The sequence below is a fragment of the Brevundimonas sp. GW821-FHT09G01 genome (assembly GCF_059416065.1).
The window spans coordinates 123,419-139,603 of sequence record NZ_JBWKOL010000005.1 but is presented as its reverse complement, the minus strand read 5'-3'; the positions used below and the strand labels follow the sequence as shown (position 1 = coordinate 139,603).

General features: G+C 69.6%; 18 protein-coding genes. 12 read left to right on the top strand and 6 right to left on the bottom strand.

The genetic code is table 11. From position 1 onward, the window contains the following. Positions 1–5 precede the first annotated feature (5 nt). Positions 6–407 (bottom strand): ribonuclease P protein component, encoded by a 402-nt coding sequence (gene rnpA / locus AC07NB_RS11460; RefSeq protein ID WP_492312198.1) that lies wholly within the window; start codon positions 405–407, stop codon positions 6–8. Between the two features lie 23 nt (positions 408–430). Next, positions 431–565 carry a 50S ribosomal protein L34 gene (gene rpmH / locus AC07NB_RS11455; protein WP_123288089.1) on the bottom strand — a complete coding sequence of 45 codons (135 nt, stop codon included), beginning with the start codon at positions 563–565 and terminating at the stop codon, positions 431–433. 132 nt (positions 566–697) lie between these two features. Between rpmH and AC07NB_RS11450 the strand changes: the two genes are divergently transcribed. The 8 genes from AC07NB_RS11450 (at position 698) to AC07NB_RS11415 (ending at position 7,442) form a co-directional block, all read left to right on the top strand. Beyond that, entirely contained in the window at positions 698–1,420 is a 723-nt protein-coding gene (locus AC07NB_RS11450; protein WP_492312197.1) for a TVP38/TMEM64 family protein, read from the top strand. 40 nt (positions 1,421–1,460) lie between these two features. Next, positions 1,461–2,921, top strand: coding sequence for a sensor histidine kinase (locus AC07NB_RS11445; protein ID WP_492312196.1), 1,461 nt, complete (start codon positions 1,461–1,463; stop codon positions 2,919–2,921). 87 nt (positions 2,922–3,008) lie between these two features. Further along, entirely contained in the window at positions 3,009–3,497 is a 489-nt protein-coding gene (locus tag AC07NB_RS11440; RefSeq protein WP_494571075.1) for a cell wall hydrolase, read from the top strand. Between the two features lie 43 nt (positions 3,498–3,540). Then, complete coding sequence (locus AC07NB_RS11435) at positions 3,541–4,296, top strand: cytochrome b/b6 domain-containing protein (RefSeq protein WP_494571074.1); 756 nt, start codon at positions 3,541–3,543, stop codon at positions 4,294–4,296. Beyond that, a complete protein-coding gene (locus AC07NB_RS11430; RefSeq protein WP_494571073.1) occupies positions 4,293–5,051 on the top strand; it encodes a molybdopterin-binding protein in 759 nt (252 codons plus the stop codon). Before AC07NB_RS11435 ends, AC07NB_RS11430 begins: the two co-directional genes overlap by 4 nt. A 92-nt stretch (positions 5,052–5,143) precedes the next feature. Beyond that, entirely contained in the window at positions 5,144–6,610 is a 1,467-nt protein-coding gene (locus AC07NB_RS11425; protein WP_494571072.1) for a carboxylesterase/lipase family protein, read from the top strand. A 10-nt stretch (positions 6,611–6,620) separates the two neighbouring features. Continuing rightward, positions 6,621–6,923 carry an energy transducer TonB gene (locus tag AC07NB_RS11420; protein WP_494571071.1) on the top strand — a complete coding sequence of 101 codons (303 nt, stop codon included), beginning with the start codon at positions 6,621–6,623 and terminating at the stop codon, positions 6,921–6,923. A gap of 12 nt (positions 6,924–6,935) precedes the next feature. Continuing rightward, entirely contained in the window at positions 6,936–7,442 is a 507-nt protein-coding gene (locus AC07NB_RS11415) for a hypothetical protein (RefSeq protein WP_494572578.1), read from the top strand. Here AC07NB_RS11415 and AC07NB_RS11410 read toward each other — a convergent pair. After that, positions 7,439–8,470: an oxidoreductase gene (locus tag AC07NB_RS11410; RefSeq protein ID WP_494571069.1), complete on the bottom strand. Its 1,032-nt coding sequence runs from the start codon at positions 8,468–8,470 to the stop codon at positions 7,439–7,441. The genes AC07NB_RS11415 and AC07NB_RS11410 overlap by 4 nt on opposite strands. Before the next feature lie 141 nt (positions 8,471–8,611). Here AC07NB_RS11410 and AC07NB_RS11405 point away from each other — a divergent pair, with 141 nt between their 5' ends. Then, complete coding sequence (locus tag AC07NB_RS11405) at positions 8,612–9,394, top strand: energy transducer TonB (protein WP_494571068.1); 783 nt, start codon at positions 8,612–8,614, stop codon at positions 9,392–9,394. 28 nt (positions 9,395–9,422) lie between these two features. Here AC07NB_RS11405 and AC07NB_RS11400 read toward each other — a convergent pair whose 3' ends face one another. Next, positions 9,423–10,469, bottom strand: a complete 1,047-nt coding sequence (locus tag AC07NB_RS11400) for a ribonucleotide-diphosphate reductase subunit beta (protein ID WP_492835663.1) — start codon at positions 10,467–10,469, stop codon at positions 9,423–9,425. Positions 10,470–10,716: 247 nt separating this feature from the next. Here AC07NB_RS11400 and AC07NB_RS11395 point away from each other — a divergent pair, with 247 nt between their 5' ends. Continuing rightward, a complete protein-coding gene (locus AC07NB_RS11395) occupies positions 10,717–11,352 on the top strand; it encodes a glutathione S-transferase family protein (RefSeq protein ID WP_494571067.1) in 636 nt (211 codons plus the stop codon). Between the two features lies 1 nt (position 11,353). Here AC07NB_RS11395 and AC07NB_RS11390 read toward each other — a convergent pair whose 3' ends face one another. Next, on the bottom strand, positions 11,354–13,507 hold the full coding sequence (locus AC07NB_RS11390) for a response regulator (protein WP_494571066.1): 2,154 nt from the start codon (positions 13,505–13,507) through the stop codon (positions 11,354–11,356). A 181-nt stretch (positions 13,508–13,688) separates the two neighbouring features. On the opposite strand from AC07NB_RS11390, the gene AC07NB_RS11385 reads away from it, so the two are divergent. Together AC07NB_RS11385 and AC07NB_RS11380 are read left to right on the top strand one after the other, a co-directional pair. After that, a complete protein-coding gene (locus AC07NB_RS11385; RefSeq protein ID WP_492312187.1) occupies positions 13,689–14,468 on the top strand; it encodes a hypothetical protein in 780 nt (259 codons plus the stop codon). Beyond that, a complete protein-coding gene (locus AC07NB_RS11380; RefSeq protein WP_492312186.1) occupies positions 14,452–15,234 on the top strand; it encodes a metallophosphoesterase family protein in 783 nt (260 codons plus the stop codon). Before AC07NB_RS11385 ends, AC07NB_RS11380 begins: the two co-directional genes overlap by 17 nt. Positions 15,235–15,237: 3 nt before the next feature. Here the strand turns inward: AC07NB_RS11380 and AC07NB_RS11375 are convergent, their stop codons facing one another. Beyond that, positions 15,238–15,906, bottom strand: a complete 669-nt coding sequence (locus tag AC07NB_RS11375; protein WP_367118037.1) for a phosphatase PAP2 family protein — start codon at positions 15,904–15,906, stop codon at positions 15,238–15,240. Positions 15,907–16,185 lie beyond the last annotated feature (279 nt).

The following is a 16,185-nucleotide window of genomic DNA, read 5'->3' as shown; positions in this document are numbered from 1 at the left end:
GGAGATCAGGAATCCTGGCCGGCGGGCGCGGGCGTCGAGGGCGCGGGTTGAGGCGCCGACCGCGGGGTCGCCAGCCTTGTAAGCGCCGATTTCACATCGTCAAGCAAACGGTCCCAGGGGCGGTCGGCCGTCCCCATGCGGGCGATGAAGACATAGTCGCTTCCGGCCACGCCAAACTGCGGCGCAAGCGCGCGGGCGGCTTCACGCAGACGGCGTTTGGCGCGGTTGCGGACCACGGCCCCGCCGATCTTGCGGGTGGCGGTGAAGCCGAGGCCGACGGCGGCGTTTCCGTCGGCGCGGTCGAGGCGCTGCACAACCACGGCGCCGCGGGCCTCTGAAACGCCTTTCGCGGCCGCCAGAAACTGGGGCCGCGACGTCAGGCGATGGATTTTGAGGTCATCGGTCATGCGCCCGCGCGAGCGCCGACGACTTAAGCCGTCAGGCGCTTGCGGCCCTTGGCGCGGCGGCGCTGAACGATCTTCTGACCGTTCTTGGTGGCCATCCGCGAACGGAAGCCGTGACGGCGCTTGCGCACGAGTCGCGACGGCTGATAGGTCCGCTTCACGGTCGGCTCCTGGGATTAAGTGACTGAGATACGACGGAACGCGTCCGCCGCAGGAAGGGCGGGCGTATAAGGGGACGATCCGCCGGAGTCAACGCCGTAGCGTCCCTCCAGCCGCCCCTGTACGGAGAGAATATGGCCCGCCTGAAGCGCTTCCTGCCCCTGATCGTGCTCGGAGCCGTCATCGCCCTGATCTTCGGCATGGGCTGGAATCGCTACCTGTCCCTGGACACCATCCGCGACCACGGGGCCGAATTCCGGGCCTTCACCGCCGACAACTACATCCTGAGCCTGCTGGCCCTGATGGCCGTGTTCGCCATTCTGACCGCCAGCGTGGTGCCCGGCGTCTTCTTCGTCACCATCACCGCGGGCTATCTGTTCGGGCCGTGGGTGGGCGGGGTGTCGACCTCCATCGCGGCCACGGTGGGCGCCCTGATCGTCTATGGCGTGGCGCGCACGGCGCTGGGCCGCAGTCTTCGGGAGAAGGCCGAGCGCGACCAGGGGCTGATGCAGAAGGTCTGCGCGGCCATCGACAAGGATACGTTCTGGTACGTGCTGGCCAGCCGGCTGGCGGTGGTGGTGCCGTTCCACATGATCAACATCGCCGCGGGCGTCATGGCGGTGCGGCTGACGCCCTACACCATCGCCACCGTGATCGGCCTGCTGCCGGCGCACATTATCTACTGCTGGATCGGCGCCCGGCTGAACAGCCTGCTGGCCACCGACCCCAACCCGGACTTCCAGGCCCTGTTCGGCCAGTTCTGGGCGCCCATGACCGGGGTCTTCGTGCTGGCGGTGGTGCTGCCGTTCGCGATGAAGGGGCTGCAGGCGGCTCTGGGCCGGAAGGCCGCGACGTGAGACAAGCAGCCCTTCAGCCAAGCCTTGCGTTAGGGGGAGCATGACGCGCCTGCGCGCCCTTCTGAGCGATGTCCGCAAGGGATTGCGTGTTCCCGCCGACTGGCGCGAGCACGTGAAATTCCACGCGCCGGACGCGCTGGCGTGGCGGCTGCTGCTGCTGACCTTCGTCTTCGCCGCCTCGGTCGAGGTGCTGATCATCGCGCCGAGCGCCGCCAGCTTCCACGAGCGCTGGCTGCTGGACCGGCTGCAGTCGGCGGAGCTGGCGTCCGTGGGCGTCGAGGCCCTGCCCTATTCCGCGGTCGAGGACGACACGGCCGAACAGCTGCTGGCCATCGGCGGGGTGCAGGCCGTGGTGGTCGGCGACCAGGGCGTGCGGCGGCTGCTGCTGCAGGCCCCCAACCTGCCCCGCACGCCGGACCTGATCGACCTGCGCAGGCAACGGCCCGTCGCGCGGCTGATCGACCCGTGGCAGACCCTGTTCGGCCACCCTGACCGCTCGATCCGGGTGCAGGCGCGGCCGCGCTACCGCTCGGGCGACTTCATCGAGATCCTGGCCCCGGCCCAGCCGCTGAAGGTGGAGCTGAAGACCTTCCTGCTGAACAGCCTGATCACCTCGCTGTTCGTCTCCCTGGTGGCGGGGGCCCTGCTGTACGCCGGCCTGGCCTTCCTGGTGCTGCAGCCGCTTCGGCGGGTCACCCGCTCGATCGAGCATTTCGCCGAGGACCCCGAGAGCGAGGGCGATCCGCCCAGCGACCGGCAGGACGAGATCGGTCGGGTCGAGCGCGAACTGGCCCGGATGCAGGAAGAAGTGCGCCACTCCCTGCGCTCGCGCGCCCGACTGGTGGCCCTGGGCGAGGCGGTGGCCAAGATCAATCATGACCTGCGCAACATGCTGACCTCGGCCCAGATGGCGTCCGAGCGGCTGGCGGACTCGCCGGACCCGGCGGTGGCCAAGGCCCTGCCGCGGCTGGAACGGGCGCTGAGCCGCGCCGCCGCCCTGTCGCGCAACGTGCTGGAATATGGGCGCAGCGAAGAGCCGGAGCCGCAGAAGGTGCGCGCGCCGCTGGCCGCCGCCCTGACGCTCGCCGCCGAGGATGCGGGGCTGTCCCCGGACGGAGTGCGGCTGGTGAAGAGCCTGCCCCCGCGGTTCAACGTCCACGCCGATCCCGACCAGCTGTACCGCATCCTGGTCAATCTGATGCGCAACGCCCGGCAGGCCATCGAGGGCGACGCCACGCGGACGGACAAGCGCGGCACGGTGCGGGTGAGCGGCTCGACCGCCGACGGCGACTGCGTGATCCTGGTCAGCGACGATGGGCCGGGCATCCCGCCGCGCCTGTCGGAGAAGCTGTTCGAGGCCTTCGTCAGCGGCAAGGCGTCCGGCGGGAGCGGACTGGGCCTGACGATCTCGCGCGAGCTGGCGGTCAACAACGGCGGAACCCTGACCCTGGTCGAGACCGGGCCGTCGGGCACGACGTTCGAACTGCGCCTGCCGAACTGAGCCAAATCGCGTGAATGGCGTTAACCCTCGCGGGGCGCCTCGAAACGGTCCAGCTTGTCCGCGACGTCCCGCTTCAGGAGACCTGACATGATCCGTATCGTCCTGACCTGTATCACTGCCCTGACGATGGCAGCCGCCCCCGCCGTGGCCCAGACCGCAGCCCAGGCCGCAAAGCCGGTCGCGGAACCGCAGGCGGCCGCGCCGGCGCCCGGCTCGGACGAGTGGCTGCGCCTGCGCGGCGAGACCTATCACTCGGCCCCGGAGTCCGCCCAGGATCCGGCCGAGATTTCAGCCACCGCCAAGCTGAACGAGAGCATCGCGGCCCGCAACGCCGCCGCCGAACAGGCGGAGGCCGCCGAACAGGCCCGCTTCGACAGCGAGACCCAGCGCTGGGAGGCGGACAGCGCCCGTTCCAGCACCGCCCGCGTCCAGTGGGAGGCCGACGTGGCCGCCGCCAACGCGGCCCAGGCCCAGTGGGAGCGAGACCGCGCCGCCTGGGAGGCCGAAGTCGCCGCCTGCCGCGCCAGTCGCCGCCAGTGCATCACGCCCGCCGCGCCGGTCGCGCCTCGGTACTGAACCGATTGAACACGCCGCTGGGGCGTGACACCGTCCGGCCCACATGACCGAGACCCCGGCCCCGCCGCCTGATCCGTACGCCGACCGCCTGCTGGCGGACGGGCGGGTCGAGACGTTCCGACATCCGGCGTGGGTCAGGATCACCCACTGGCTGAACGTCGTCGCGGTCGTGGTGCTGCTGATGACCGGGCTGAACATCCTGCAGGCGCATCCGCACCTGTACTGGGGCCTGCGCTCGACCTTCGCGGATCCCTGGTTCAGCCCGCCGGCGCCGCCCGGATGGCTGATGCTGCCGTCGGTGCGGGACCTGGCCACGGCGCGCAGCTGGCATTTCCTGTTCGCCTGGATCTTCGTGACCAACGGCCTGGTCTATCTGGCCTGGGGCTTCCTCTCGCGCCGGTTCCCCCGCCGGCTGTGGCCGACGAAGGCGGATATCCGCGACCTGCCGCATTCGGTGGTCGAGCATGCGAAATTCGACTTCCCGAAGGACGACCGGGCGCGGGTCTATAATGTGATCCAGAAGCTGACCTATCTGGCGATGGTCCTGATCGTCCTGCCGATGATGCTGATCACCGGCCTGTCCATGTCGCCGGGCTTCAACGCCGTCGGCGGGGTGCTGCTGGAGATCATGGGCGGACGGCAGTCGGCGCGGACGCTGCATTTCATCTCCGCCGGGCTGATCGTCGGTTTCATCCTGATCCACGTCGGGCTGGTGATCTGGACGGGACTGGCCAACAACATGCGGGCGATGGTCACGGGCTGGTTCCGGATCGAGCGCAACGCCGGAGACACGGAATGAACCGCCGCCGATGGCTCATCGGAGCGCTGGCGACCGCCGGGGCCGCCGCCCTGTCGGCCTGCGACCGCGCCGTCTACGCCGTGACGGATCAGGCGCGGCGGATGGCCGAGGGGCTGACCCGACGGGCGCAGCGGCTGGTGGTGCCTCGGGACGCCCTGGCGCCGACCTACAGCAAGGCCGAGATCTCGCCGGACTTCCGGCCCAACGGCTCGGTCGATCCAGCGGCGTCGGACTATCTGGCGCTGAAGGCGAACGGGTTCGCCGACTACCGGCTGGAGATCGGCGGGCTCGTCCAGCGGCCCCTGTCGCTGTCGCTGGCCGAGCTACGCGCCCGTCCGGGCCAGACCCAGATCACCAAGCATGACTGCGTCGAGGGCTGGACCTCCATCGCCGAATGGACGGGCGTGCGGCTGGAAACCCTGCTGGACGAGGCCGGGCTGAAGCCCGAGGCCCGCTATGTGGTCTTCCACTGTTTCGACGCGCTGGATCAACGCGAGGACGGCGAGCGCTATTACGAGAGCATCGACCTGATCGACGCCCGACATCCGCAGACCATCCTGGCCTACCTGATGAACGGCGAGACCCTGCCCGTGCCGCACGGGGCGCCGCTGCGGCTCAGGGTCGAACGGCAGCTGGGCTACAAGCACGCCAAATACATCCGCCGCATCGAGGTGGTGGAGAGCTTCGCCCATCTCGGCCGGGGCAAGGGCGGCTATTGGGAAGACCGGGGGTACGAGTGGTACGCGGGGATCTGACCCGTCGGGGACTGGGGCAAGGACTGGGATGGGCGGCGGGGGTCGTGCTGATCGCTGGGGCGAACGGAGCAACGGCTCGAACGCGCATTCCCATGATCGTCCCGACCACCTCGGGGCGCGTGCGCCTGTTCGCCGACGGCCTTGTCGCCGCCGCCAAGGGCGTGCCCTACGGTCGGGCCGGACGCTTCGCCCGCCCGCAACGCTCCGCATCGTGGAGCGAACCTTACGCCGCCGACGCTTACGGCCCCGCCTCGCCCCAGCGGGGTAGCGAGCCGAACCAGGCGGAGGACTGCCTGCGCCTGAACGTCTGGACGCCGGACACCCGTCCGGGCCGCCGCCCGGTGATCGTCTACATCCACGGCGGGGCCTATTCGACCGGGTCGGGCTCCAGCCCGCTGACCAACGGGGCGCGGCTGGCGGCCCGGGGCGACGTGGTCGTGGTCACGGTCAACCACCGGCTGGGACCTTTCGGCTATGCGCCTCTGGCGCGGATCGCGCCGGGGTTCGAGGACAGCGGCAATCTGGGCCAGCTGGATCTCGTGCTGGCTCTGGAGTGGGTGCGGGACAATATCGCGGCCTTCGGCGGCGACCCGGGCTGCGTCACCCTGGTGGGCCAGTCCGGCGGCGGCGCCAAGATCGCCACCCTGATGGCCATGCCCGCGGCGGCGGGCCTGTTCCACCGCGCCGTGACCATGAGCGGTCAGCAGGTGACGGTGTCCGGCCCGCTGAACGCCACCCGGCGCGGGCAGGTCTGGCTGGAGGCGCTGGGGCTGACGCCTGACCGGATCGAAGAGGTGCGCACCCTGCCGGTCGAGCGGCTGATCGAGGCGGCGGGCGCGACCGACCCCATCCTCGGCGGCTCTCTGTATTTCGGGCCGGTGCTGGATGGGCGCAGCCTGACGCGGCACCCGTTCTGGCCCGACGCCCCGGCGCAGTCGGCGTCCATTCCGATGATGATCGGCAACTGCCGCGAGGAGACCCTGGCCTTCCTCGGCGACGATCCGGCCAACGCCGGGCTGACGTGGGACAGCCTGCCCGCCAGGCTGACGCCGTCGCAGATGCGCATCGACGTGGCGCCCGAGGAGGTCGTCGCCTGGTACCGCGCCGAACATCCTGAGCTGAGCCCCGACGACGTGCTGATCCGGGCCACGACGGCGGCGCGGTCGTGGCGCGCGGCGGTGATCGAGGCCGAGGCGCGGGCCGCGCAGGGGGCGCCGGCGTATGTCTACCAGCTGGACTTCCCCAGCCGCCGGAGCAACGGCCGCACGGGAGCCTGGCACACCTCCGACATCCCGCTGATGCTGGACAATGTCGAGACCGAAGGCTCTGGCGCTTCCGGGCCGGAGGGGCAGGCCATGGCGGACCGGATGGCGGACGCCCTGCTGGCCTTCGCCCGCAACGGAGATCCCAACCATCCCGGCCTGCCGCGCTGGACGCCCTATTCGCTGGAGCGCCGCGAAACGATGGTGCTGGACCGGGCCTCGCGGATGGAGAACGATCCGCGCGGTGACGAGCGGCGCTTCTTCGGGCGAATCCCGTATGTCCAGCCGGGGACCTGAGGGGGAAGGAATGCGTGCGACGTGGATGGCGGCCCTGCCGGCCGGTCTGATGCTGATGACGGGAACGGCGAGCGCCCAGACGCCGCCGCCCGCGCCGCCGCGCCCCGCGACGGTCACCGATCCGACCTGGGCCTCAGTTCCCAGCGGAGAAGAGCTGAGCGCGGCCTATCCGGAGTTCGCCACTGCGATCGGCCAGGAGGGCGAGGTGACATTACGCTGCACGGCTCTGGCCAGCGGCGGGCTGGACCGTTGCGAGGTCGTGGACGTCAAGCCGCGAGGTCTGGGCTTTGATCGCGCGGGTCTGTCGCTGTAGTCGCTGTACCGCGTGAACCCGCGGGTGGTCGACGGCCAGGACACCAAGTCGACCGTCCAATTCCCCATCCGCTTCCGGACGCGGCCGTATGATCCCATCGCGCCCTGGACAGGCCCCGAACCCGACACCGCGCATCTTGCCGCGGCCCGGGTCATCGCCGACCGTCTGGCGCCGGCGATCCGGGCCGACTTCCTCGACTCGCTGGAGCACATCGACGTCGATGCGGATCGGGTCGACAAGGTGCGCGCGATGCTGGTGCAGGCCCACGAGGAGTTCCTCGAACGCGACAAGACAGCGACCGTCCTCACGATGGCCCGTCTGTTGTCACCCGCCCAGCTGGCCGTCATGGCTGCCGGAGGCCCGCCTCCGACGACTCCCTCCGACGAGGCCATCGCCAGCGCGAGCGATCAGTCCGAAGCAGTCAGCCGGGCGCAAATGGATCGCCTGAGGGCCCTGTACTGCACCCAGTTCGAGTGCCCGGTCCTGTCCGCCCCGCCCGCCGATTCCGTCCGCCCCTAGGCGAGCGCAACCTCGGCCCTGAGCCGGTCGCTCTCGATCCCCGCCTCCAGCACCTCCATGACGGCCAGCGCCTGCTCGGGCGGGACGGGGTTCGGTCCCTGGCCGGTCAGGGCGGCGGCGACGGCGGCGTAGTAGGCGGGATAGTCGCCGGGCGGACAGGGCGCCGGCGCCCGCGCGCCCGTGGCGCCGTCGACGACCATGGCGGGACGGGGATCAACGCCCCAGCCGGGCCCGCCGACGGGCAGGCCCGCCTTCAGCTGATCCTCCTGCACGTCGAGGCCGGACTTGAGCCAGCTCGCCTTCGCGCCGTGGACGGCGAAGCGGAGGTCGGGCGCCGGGGTGGTCATGTCGGCGTGCAGGATCACCCGCTTGTCCGCATAGCGCAGCACGGCGTGGGCCCAGTCCACGGCCTGACCGCCCTCGCGCAGCACGGCCAGGTCGCAGGAGACGCCCAGCGGGCGGCCGAACAGGACCAGGGCCTGATCGATCAGATGGGGACCCAGGTCGTTCCAGACGCCGCCGCCGGGGCCGTCCCGCTCGCGCCAGCGGTCGCGGACCTCGGGCCGGAAGCGGTCGAAATGGCTCTCGAAGGTGCGGACGGCCCCAAGAACGCCCGAGGCGATCTGCTGCTGCAGCGACAGGAAGTCGGCGTCCCAGCGACGGTTGTGGAAGACCGACAGGAACAGCCCCTTCGCCCGGGCCAGATCGGCCACCGCGCGCGCCTCGGCCGGCGACAGGGCGAAGGGCTTGTCGACGACCACCGCCTTGCCCGCCTCCAGCGCGGCCCGGGCCTGCGGCGCGTGAAGGGCGTTGGGCGTGGCGAGGACGACCAAGGCGATCTCCGGATCGGCCAGCACGGTCTCGAAGGCAGGGACGGCGCGGGCGCCGGGCCAGGCCGCCGCGACCTCATCCGGCCGGCTGGTCACGATGGTGTGGAGGCGCAGACCCGGGCAGGCGGCGATCAGGGGGGCGTGGAAGGTCTGTCCGGCGTAGCCGAAGCCGACGAGGGCGACGTTGGGTGCGGTCATGATCGCCTTTCTAGCGCAACCGCCGCCCCGGCGGGGGTCACGTTCGGCGCCATGCCCGGCTTGCCAGACCGGCGATATCGACGCGATAAGGAACCGGACCGCGCCGCCGGAGGGGACGGCGCCGGCTCAAGGGGGACATCCATGCTGAACCGGACGCTTCCGGGACTAGCCGTGCTGGCGGTCGTCGCGAGCCTGACCGCGTGCGAGAAGGGACCCGAGATCGTCCCGGCGAAATTCACCGCCCGGCCGTCGGCCGATGAGCTGGCCGAGGCCTATCCCGCCTTCGCCCGCATGGCGCGCATTCCGGGCAAGGTGAAGATGCGCTGCGAATATTCGATCTCGGGCACGCTGCAGCGCTGCCGCCAGGTCGCCGTCGCGCCGGAAGGGCTGAATTTCGAAGCCGGCGTGCCGCGCCTGCTGTCGAAATACACGGTCCTGCCCCAGACCTATGACGGCCGTCCGGCGCCCGCGCCCATCACCTTCGTCATCAGCTTCACCCCGCCGCCGGCGCCCGGCCCCTACGCCGGCGAGCCGGTGCGCGACGCCGACGTGGCCGTGGTCCGCCGCAGCCTGTCCTACATGGGCGAGGCCGAGAACCGGTCGGCCCAGTACCGGGCCAGCCGCAGCGTCGATCTGGATCGGATGACCGCCGTGGGCGGGATGGTCGACCGGGCCTACGCCGCCGACGGCGCCGCCCGGCGGGCGGTCATGCCGCTGGCCGTGGTGCAGACCCTGCTGCCGGCGGACCGGCGCGAGCTGGCCAAGCCGACCGGCTACGTGATGTTCCCGACGCTGCACCAGATGGAGGCCCAGAGCCCCGAGTTCTTCGCCGCCAACGAGCGCATGGCCGCGCGGATGCGGACCGAATACTGCGCCGCCTATTCGTGCAGCACCGAACTGCCGGAGGCCGTCACCGGGGAGTGACGGCGGCGGCGAGCCGCTAGATGGAGGCTCAGGCCTCCGTCTCTTCCTGACGCTTCTTCATCAGGGCGTCGAACGAGCCCCAGACGCCTTCGGCGCCGTGCCACGAGCCCTTGGTCGCGGCCTTGGAGTATTCGGTGGCGCGGGCTTCGAAGAAGTTGGCGTGCTCGACGCCCGACAGCAGCGACTGCAGCCAGGGCAGCGGGTTTTCCTTGACGCCGAACAGCTCGGGCAGGTGCAGCTGACGCAGGCGCCAGTCGGCGATGAAGCGGATGTACTGCTTGATGTCGTCGGCGACCATGCCGTTCACCGGGCCCATCTCGAAGGCCAGGTCGATGAATTTGTCTTCCATCTCGACCACGGTGCGGCAGCACTCGACGATGTCGGCGGCGACCTGGGGGGTGACCGCGCCCGTCTCCTTGTTGAAGGCGTGGTACAGCTTGATGATGCCTTCGCAGTGCAGGCTTTCATCGCGCACCGACCAGCTGACGATCTGGCCCATGCCCTTCATCTTGTTCTGGCGCGGGAAGTTCATCAGCATCGCGAACGAGGCGAACAGCTGCAGGCCTTCGGCGAAGCCGCCGAACATGGCCAGGGTGCGGGCGATGTCGGCGTTCGTCTCGACCCCGAACTGACCCATGTAGTCGTGCTTGTCCCGCATGGCCTCGTATTCCATGAAGGCGCCGAACTCGCTCTCGGGCATGCCGATGGTCTCGAGCAGCAGGGCGTAGGCCGCGATGTGGATGGTCTCCATGTTGGCGAAGCTCGCCAGCATCATCTTGACCTCGGTCGGTTTGAACACCCGACCGTATTTTTCCATGTAGTTGTCCTGCACCTCGATGTCGGCCTGGGTGAAGAAGCGGAAGATCTGGGTCAGCAGGTTGCGCTCGCTGTCGGTCAGATTGACCGCCCAGTCCTTCATGTCCTCGCCCAGCGGCACCTCTTCAGGCATCCAGTGGACCTGCTGCTGTTTCTTCCACATGTCGAACGCCCACGGGTAGCGGAACGGCTTGTAGGCGGCCGAAGGGGTCAACAGGCCCGGCGAGACAAGACCGGTGGGCGAGACATGCGCGTTCATCGTGGGAGCTCTGACGGCGAATCCGTGGAAGTGGTTTTCACCATGCGGGCGAGCGGCCCCGGCGCCAAGCCGAAACAAGGCTATTTTGCGATCACATTTTTCACAGACGCTAGATGTAGTAGCTGAGCCATAGTCTTCTGGGGATGGAGCCGGGGACAGTCTCAAGCCGGACTTATGCCGCCAGGCCAAGGACTTGGGTGCGCAGCCCCGCCGCCGGGTGCAGGTTTCCGACCCAAGGAGGACTGTCATGACCTACACCGTCTACGGCGCCGCCGGCTCGGGCTCGGTGCCCGTCGAGGCCGCCCTGACCCTGATCGGCGCCCCCTACAAGGTGATCGAGGCGGTCACCTGGGAGGGCGACCGGGAGCGAGACAAGGTCGCCCCGGTCAATCCGATGCGGCAGATCCCGGCTCTGATCACCCCCGACGGGGAGACCGTCACCGAGAGCGCGGCCATCCTGATCTGGCTGACCGAACAGCACCCGGAGGCGGTGCTGGCGCCCGAGCCCGGCGACCCGCGCCGGGCGCAGTTCCTGCGCTGGATGAGCTTCATCCCCGCCTCGATCTATTCGATGTTCTGGGTCCGGGATGTCCCGTCCCGGCTGGGCGGCGACGATCCGTCGGCGCAGGCGACGATCCGGACCCGCACCGCCGAACGGATCGCGGACTGCTGGGGCGTGATGGACAGCCAGCTTGAGCCCGGCCGCTGGCTGCTGGGCGACGAGCTGACGGTGCTGGACCTTTATGTCGCCACCGCCAGCCGCTGGACCCCGGGCCGCGGCCGGTTCGCCGAGGTCGCGCCGGGAATGGCCGAGGTCGTGAGACGGGTCGACGCCCTGCCCGAACTTCAGACGTTCTGGGCCGAACGGTTTCCGGCGGAGTAGATCAGGCCGCCCGGCTGACGTGGGCCTGCGGCAGGGCGCCGGTAAGGGCGCGGTTGACGGCGTCGAACAGTCCCGCCTGGTTCACCGGCTTGGCCAGGTGGGCGTTCATGCCCGCGGCGAGGCAGCGCACCACGTCCTCGGGCATGGCGTCGGCGGTCATGGCGACGACGGCCAGCTGTCCGGCGGCGCCCGGCAAGGCGCGGATGCGGCGGGTGGCCTCAAGTCCGTCCATGCGCGGCATGCGGACATCCATCAGCACAAGATCGAAGACCTCGGCCTGAACGGCCTCGACCGCCTCGATTCCGTCGCAGACCTCGATCACCTCGCAGCCGAAGGCCTGCAGCATGATGCGGGCGATCTCGCGGTTCACGGGATGGTCGTCGACGACGAGGATGCGCGGCACCCGCTCGATCGCCGCTTCGGTTTCGACCTCGGGGACCGGGCGCAGTTCGACCACCGGAGCCGGCTCGGGCTCCGCGTCGGCCAGACGGACCAGCGGCAGGTGCAGGGTGAAGGTCGCGCCCTCGCCGGGAACGCTGTCCACGTCGATGCGGCCGCCCAGGCGGCCCACGTGACGCGCCGCGAGCGCCAGGCCCAGGCCGGCGCCGGAGTGACGGCGGCGGATCGAGGCGTCGCCCTGGGCGAAGGCTTCGAACAGGTCCGGCAGGACTTCAGGCGGGATGCCGCAGCCGGTGTCGGCGACACGGATGACGACGCCGTCGGCCACGCGGTCGAGACGCACGGAGACCTCGCCCGCCTCGGTGAATTTCACGGCGTTGGCGATCAGCGGATGCACGGCCTGGCGCAGGGCGCGGCGATCGCAGGCGAACCGCGCCCGGATCGGCAGGCGGTCATCGACGGTCAGCGTGAGGCCGCGCGCGTCGGCGGCGGCGCGGCTGGGCGTCATGGCTTCGCGCGCCACGGCGGCCAGGTCGAGCGGCTCGGGCGACAGGGCGTCGTCGCCGCGGGCGAAATCCAGAATGTCCTCGACCAGCATCAGCAGGCCGTCGCTCGACTCGCGGATCTGGCGAATCTGGCGCAGGGCCTCGGCGTCCAGGCCGGGGCGGGCGGCCAGCAGGTCGGCGAAGCCCGCGACGCCATTCAGGGGCGTGCGCATCTCATGGCTCATCACGGCCAGGAAGCGCGAGCGGGCGGCGGCCGCGTCCTCGGCCCGGCGGCGGGCCTCCTGGGCGACCAGGGTGCGGGTCCGCAGGCGCGCCTCCAGCCGGCGGCGCTCGCTCATCACCGTCGACAGCGGCAGGACGGTCGCCACCATGGCCAGCATGTAGAGGTTGTAGATGCCCAGCCGGCGCAGCAGGTCCGGAACGGCTTCCAGCCCTGGAATGTCCAGCAGGTGGGCCAGTTGCACGGGTCCATAGCCGGTCAGGGTGGCGGCGCCGCTGATGGCCGACGTGATGATCAGGGCCGTCGCCGTCATGGTCGGCGAAAGGCGCAGGCCGATCAGCAGCATGGGCAGCAGGGTCAGGAACAGCAGGGGGTAGTCGTTCTGCAGGAAGACGGCGGCGGTGACGACGGTCATCACGGCGATCAGGGCGACGGCCTCGGGCGCCGAGGCGCGGGCCAAGCCCTTGAAGCGATGGGCGCGGGCGAACAGCAGCAGCACCGGCGTGACCAGCAGCAGCCCCATCACCTCCATGATCAGGAAGGACTGCAGATTGAACAGCCAGATCGTCAGCGGCGGATGGCGCAGGGCCCAGGCCAGGCTGAAGCCGACCATGGCGGTGGCTGCCACGGCGGTGACGGAGATGGCCATGAAGCGGAACAGCCGACGCGGGCGGCGCATGTCCAGCGCGGCGCCGCAGTAGCGGCGGGCGATCAGGGCCGCCAGCACCGCTTCGCCCAGGTTCAGAACCGCATTGATCCAGAGGAAGACGCCGGGATCGCCCCGGAAGGTGTTGGAGAGCAGGTTGATCGCGAAACAGGCGGTGAGCACCATCATCGCGGGGCGACGGTGCAGCTGAAGCAGGGCCGCGACCATGACGCCGTTGGACAACCAGACGGCGACCGTTCCGTAGGTCGCGACGCTCCAGTGGCCGATCAGCTGCGACAGGGCGAAGAGCAGCACATAGAGCCAGGGCGGCGGGCCTGCGACCCGGCCTGCCTCATGTCTGAACAGACGCCAACGACCCTTCAACCCGAAGCCCTCCCGGCTCCAACCCGAGCGACTACGGTTAAGGTCAATCCGTAAACAAACTGGCCTGAGGGCGGATGAGGGACTTCACGTAACGCGGGAGTCCCCCGACGAGACGGAACCCCCGGACCGGCGGAGCCGTTTTTTCGCCGCGCCGGTTCCCCGTCGCGGGAGGAGTGCGTGAATGTCAGACACCGTCGCCGACCCGAGCTTCCATCCGCCGAAGGAGGCCTTGGCCTTCTACGAGGAGTCGCTTCGGCTGCTGCAGGAGAGCGGCATACCCTTCCTGCTGTCCGGCACCTATGCGGTGACGGCCTATACGGGCATCAGCCGCCCGACCAAGGACCTGGACGTCTTCTGCAAGCCCGGGGACTACCCGCGCATCCTCGCCTACTTCCAGGCGCGCGGGTACCGCACCGACGTCGAGGACGAGCGCTGGATCGCCAAGGTCTGGAAGGACGAGAAGCATTTCTTCGACGTGATCTTCGCCATGTCGAACGGCACCATCGCCGTGAACGACAGCTGGTTCGGCGGCGACACGATCGAGGTCTACGGCCACACGGTCGGCATCACCCCGCCGACGGCCCTGATCCTGTCCAAGGTCTTCATCCAGGACCGCTACCGCTACGACGGGGCCGATGTGAACCACGTCATCCTGAAACAGTCCGCGGCCATCGACTGGAAGAGCCTGCTGGACCAGATGGACCTCTACTGGGAGGTGCTGTTCGCCCATCTGCTGAACTTCCGCTTCGCCTACCCCACCGAGCGGGACAATGTTCCGGCCTGGCTGATCGTCGAGCTGAACGAGCGGCTGCGCGCCCAGGTCGACCTGCCGGCGCCGCGGGTGAAGGTCTGCCGCGGCCGCCTGTTCAGCCCGCGCGACTACATCGCCGACATCACCGAATGGGGCTTCGGCGACATCGTCGGCAAGGGGCTTGAGGAGCGGCATGACCCCATCCACTGACGCCCCCGTCGATCCCCAGACGCCCCAGCCCGGCCTCGAGCCCGGACCGACCAGAAAGCTGCGCGTGGCCGCCGTCGGCGACCTGCATGTGGGCGAAAACCATGAGCGGCCGCACCGCGAACTGTTCGAGCGCGTGTCCGACGACGCCGACGTGCTGTGCCTGTGCGGCGACCTGACCAATTTCGGCAAGACGCGCGAGGTGGAGATCCTCCTGGAGGACATCCGCGCCTGCAAGATTCCCATGGTCGGGGTGCTGGGCAATCACGAGCACGAATGCGGCCAGCCCGAGCATGTGACCAAGATGCTATGCGACGCCGGGGTCCAGATGCTGACCGGCCAGGCCTTCGAGATCGAGGGCGTCGGCTTCGCGGGCGGCAAGGGCTTCGTCGGCGGCTTCGGCCGCTACATGCTGAGCCCCTTCGGCGAGGCGACGATCAAGAGTTTCGTGCAGGAGGCGGTCGAGGACGCCAACCAGATCGAGAACTCGATCCGCATGCTGCGCACCGAGCGCTCGGTGGTGCTGCTGCACTACGCCCCCGTCGTCGACACCGTGATGGGCGAGCCGCCCGAAATCCACGCCTTCCTCGGCTCCTCACGTCTGGGCGAGACCATCGACCGCTATGACAACGTCAGCCTTGTCGTCCACGGCCACGCCCACCGCGGCGCGCCCGAGGGCCGGACCCACAAGGGCGTGCCGGTCTACAACGTGGCCCTGCCGGTGCTGCGAACGCTGGGGGATCAGCCCTATCGGGTGTTCCAGGTCTAGGGCTCAGCCCGGCTCGTCGTCCTGCAGCGGCGCGTGGTGGACGACCTGCCGGCGCTCGACCGCATAGGCGACCAGCCACAGGGCCATGGCCCAGGCGGCGCCGGCGCACCAGCCGGCCAGCACGTCGGTGGCCCAGTGGGCGCCGAGGTAGACGCGGGTCAGGCCGATCAGCAGGGCGATCAGGATGGCGCTGCCCAGCACGAAGGCCTTGAATCGTTTCTGGGGGAAGGCCCGGGTCAGCATGACGCCCAGCGTCAGGTAGAAGACCGTCGACAGCAGGGCGTGGCCCGAGGGGAAGCTGGCGTTCAGCGTCTCGACCGCCTGATAGGCGGCGGGCGGGCGGGCGCGCTCGAACAGGGCCTTGAGGCCTTCACTCAGGGCCACGCCGCCGGCCAGGCCGACGACGAGCAGCAGGGCCGACAGCCGCTTGCGCTGGATCAGCAGGAAGCTGAAGGCGATCACCGCGAACAGGGTCAGGACGGAGATGCCGCCCAGGGACGTCAGGTCGGCCGCCGCCTCCTGGAGCCACCAGGGGCCGCGCGGCTGTCCCGCGACCGGCTGGAGCCAGTGCAGCACCGCCTGATCGAACATCTGGCCGTCCGCCTCGGTCATGTCGTCGGCGACCTCGACAAAGGTCATGACGCCCAAGGCGATGATCAGAAGCGCGCTCAAGGCGGCGATTTCGGTGCGGGCGATGCGCAGTGCGCGGCGCCAAAAAACGACTTGCTGTTCCCCGGTCATGGCCAAGCTAACGGTCCCGTTTGTGGGACGTTCCCCTCACGCGTTCGTGATTCAAATCGACAGCGCCTTGTCATGCCCGCGTCGCGGCCTGTCCACAGGCTCATCCCCCGCCTTGAAGCCGATTCGGATAGAAAGTGATCGTCAAGCCCGTTGACGGTTGGTTAGCCATCTGCGCCCCATATGTGGGCTTGGGGAGCGCTTCAGCCACTA

Bases quoted from the DNA above. Each gene is read 5' to 3' on its own strand.
- rnpA (WP_492312198.1), bottom strand. From the start codon at position 407: ATGACCGATGACCTCAAAATCCATCGCCTGACGTCGCGGCCCCAGTTT.
- AC07NB_RS11450 (WP_492312197.1), top strand. From the start codon at position 698: ATGGCCCGCCTGAAGCGCTTCCTGCCCCTGATCGTGCTCGGAGCCGTC.
- AC07NB_RS11445 (WP_492312196.1), top strand. From the start codon at position 1,461: ATGACGCGCCTGCGCGCCCTTCTGAGCGATGTCCGCAAGGGATTGCGT.
- AC07NB_RS11440 (WP_494571075.1), top strand. From the start codon at position 3,009: ATGATCCGTATCGTCCTGACCTGTATCACTGCCCTGACGATGGCAGCC.
- AC07NB_RS11435 (WP_494571074.1), top strand. From the start codon at position 3,541: ATGACCGAGACCCCGGCCCCGCCGCCTGATCCGTACGCCGACCGCCTG.
- AC07NB_RS11430 (WP_494571073.1), top strand. From the start codon at position 4,293: ATGAACCGCCGCCGATGGCTCATCGGAGCGCTGGCGACCGCCGGGGCC.
- AC07NB_RS11425 (WP_494571072.1), top strand. From the start codon at position 5,144: ATGATCGTCCCGACCACCTCGGGGCGCGTGCGCCTGTTCGCCGACGGC.
- AC07NB_RS11420 (WP_494571071.1), top strand. From the start codon at position 6,621: ATGCGTGCGACGTGGATGGCGGCCCTGCCGGCCGGTCTGATGCTGATG.
- AC07NB_RS11410 (WP_494571069.1), bottom strand. From the start codon at position 8,470: ATGACCGCACCCAACGTCGCCCTCGTCGGCTTCGGCTACGCCGGACAG.
- AC07NB_RS11405 (WP_494571068.1), top strand. From the start codon at position 8,612: ATGCTGAACCGGACGCTTCCGGGACTAGCCGTGCTGGCGGTCGTCGCG.
- AC07NB_RS11400 (WP_492835663.1), bottom strand. From the start codon at position 10,469: ATGAACGCGCATGTCTCGCCCACCGGTCTTGTCTCGCCGGGCCTGTTG.
- AC07NB_RS11395 (WP_494571067.1), top strand. From the start codon at position 10,717: ATGACCTACACCGTCTACGGCGCCGCCGGCTCGGGCTCGGTGCCCGTC.
- AC07NB_RS11385 (WP_492312187.1), top strand. From the start codon at position 13,689: ATGTCAGACACCGTCGCCGACCCGAGCTTCCATCCGCCGAAGGAGGCC.
- AC07NB_RS11380 (WP_492312186.1), top strand. From the start codon at position 14,452: ATGACCCCATCCACTGACGCCCCCGTCGATCCCCAGACGCCCCAGCCC.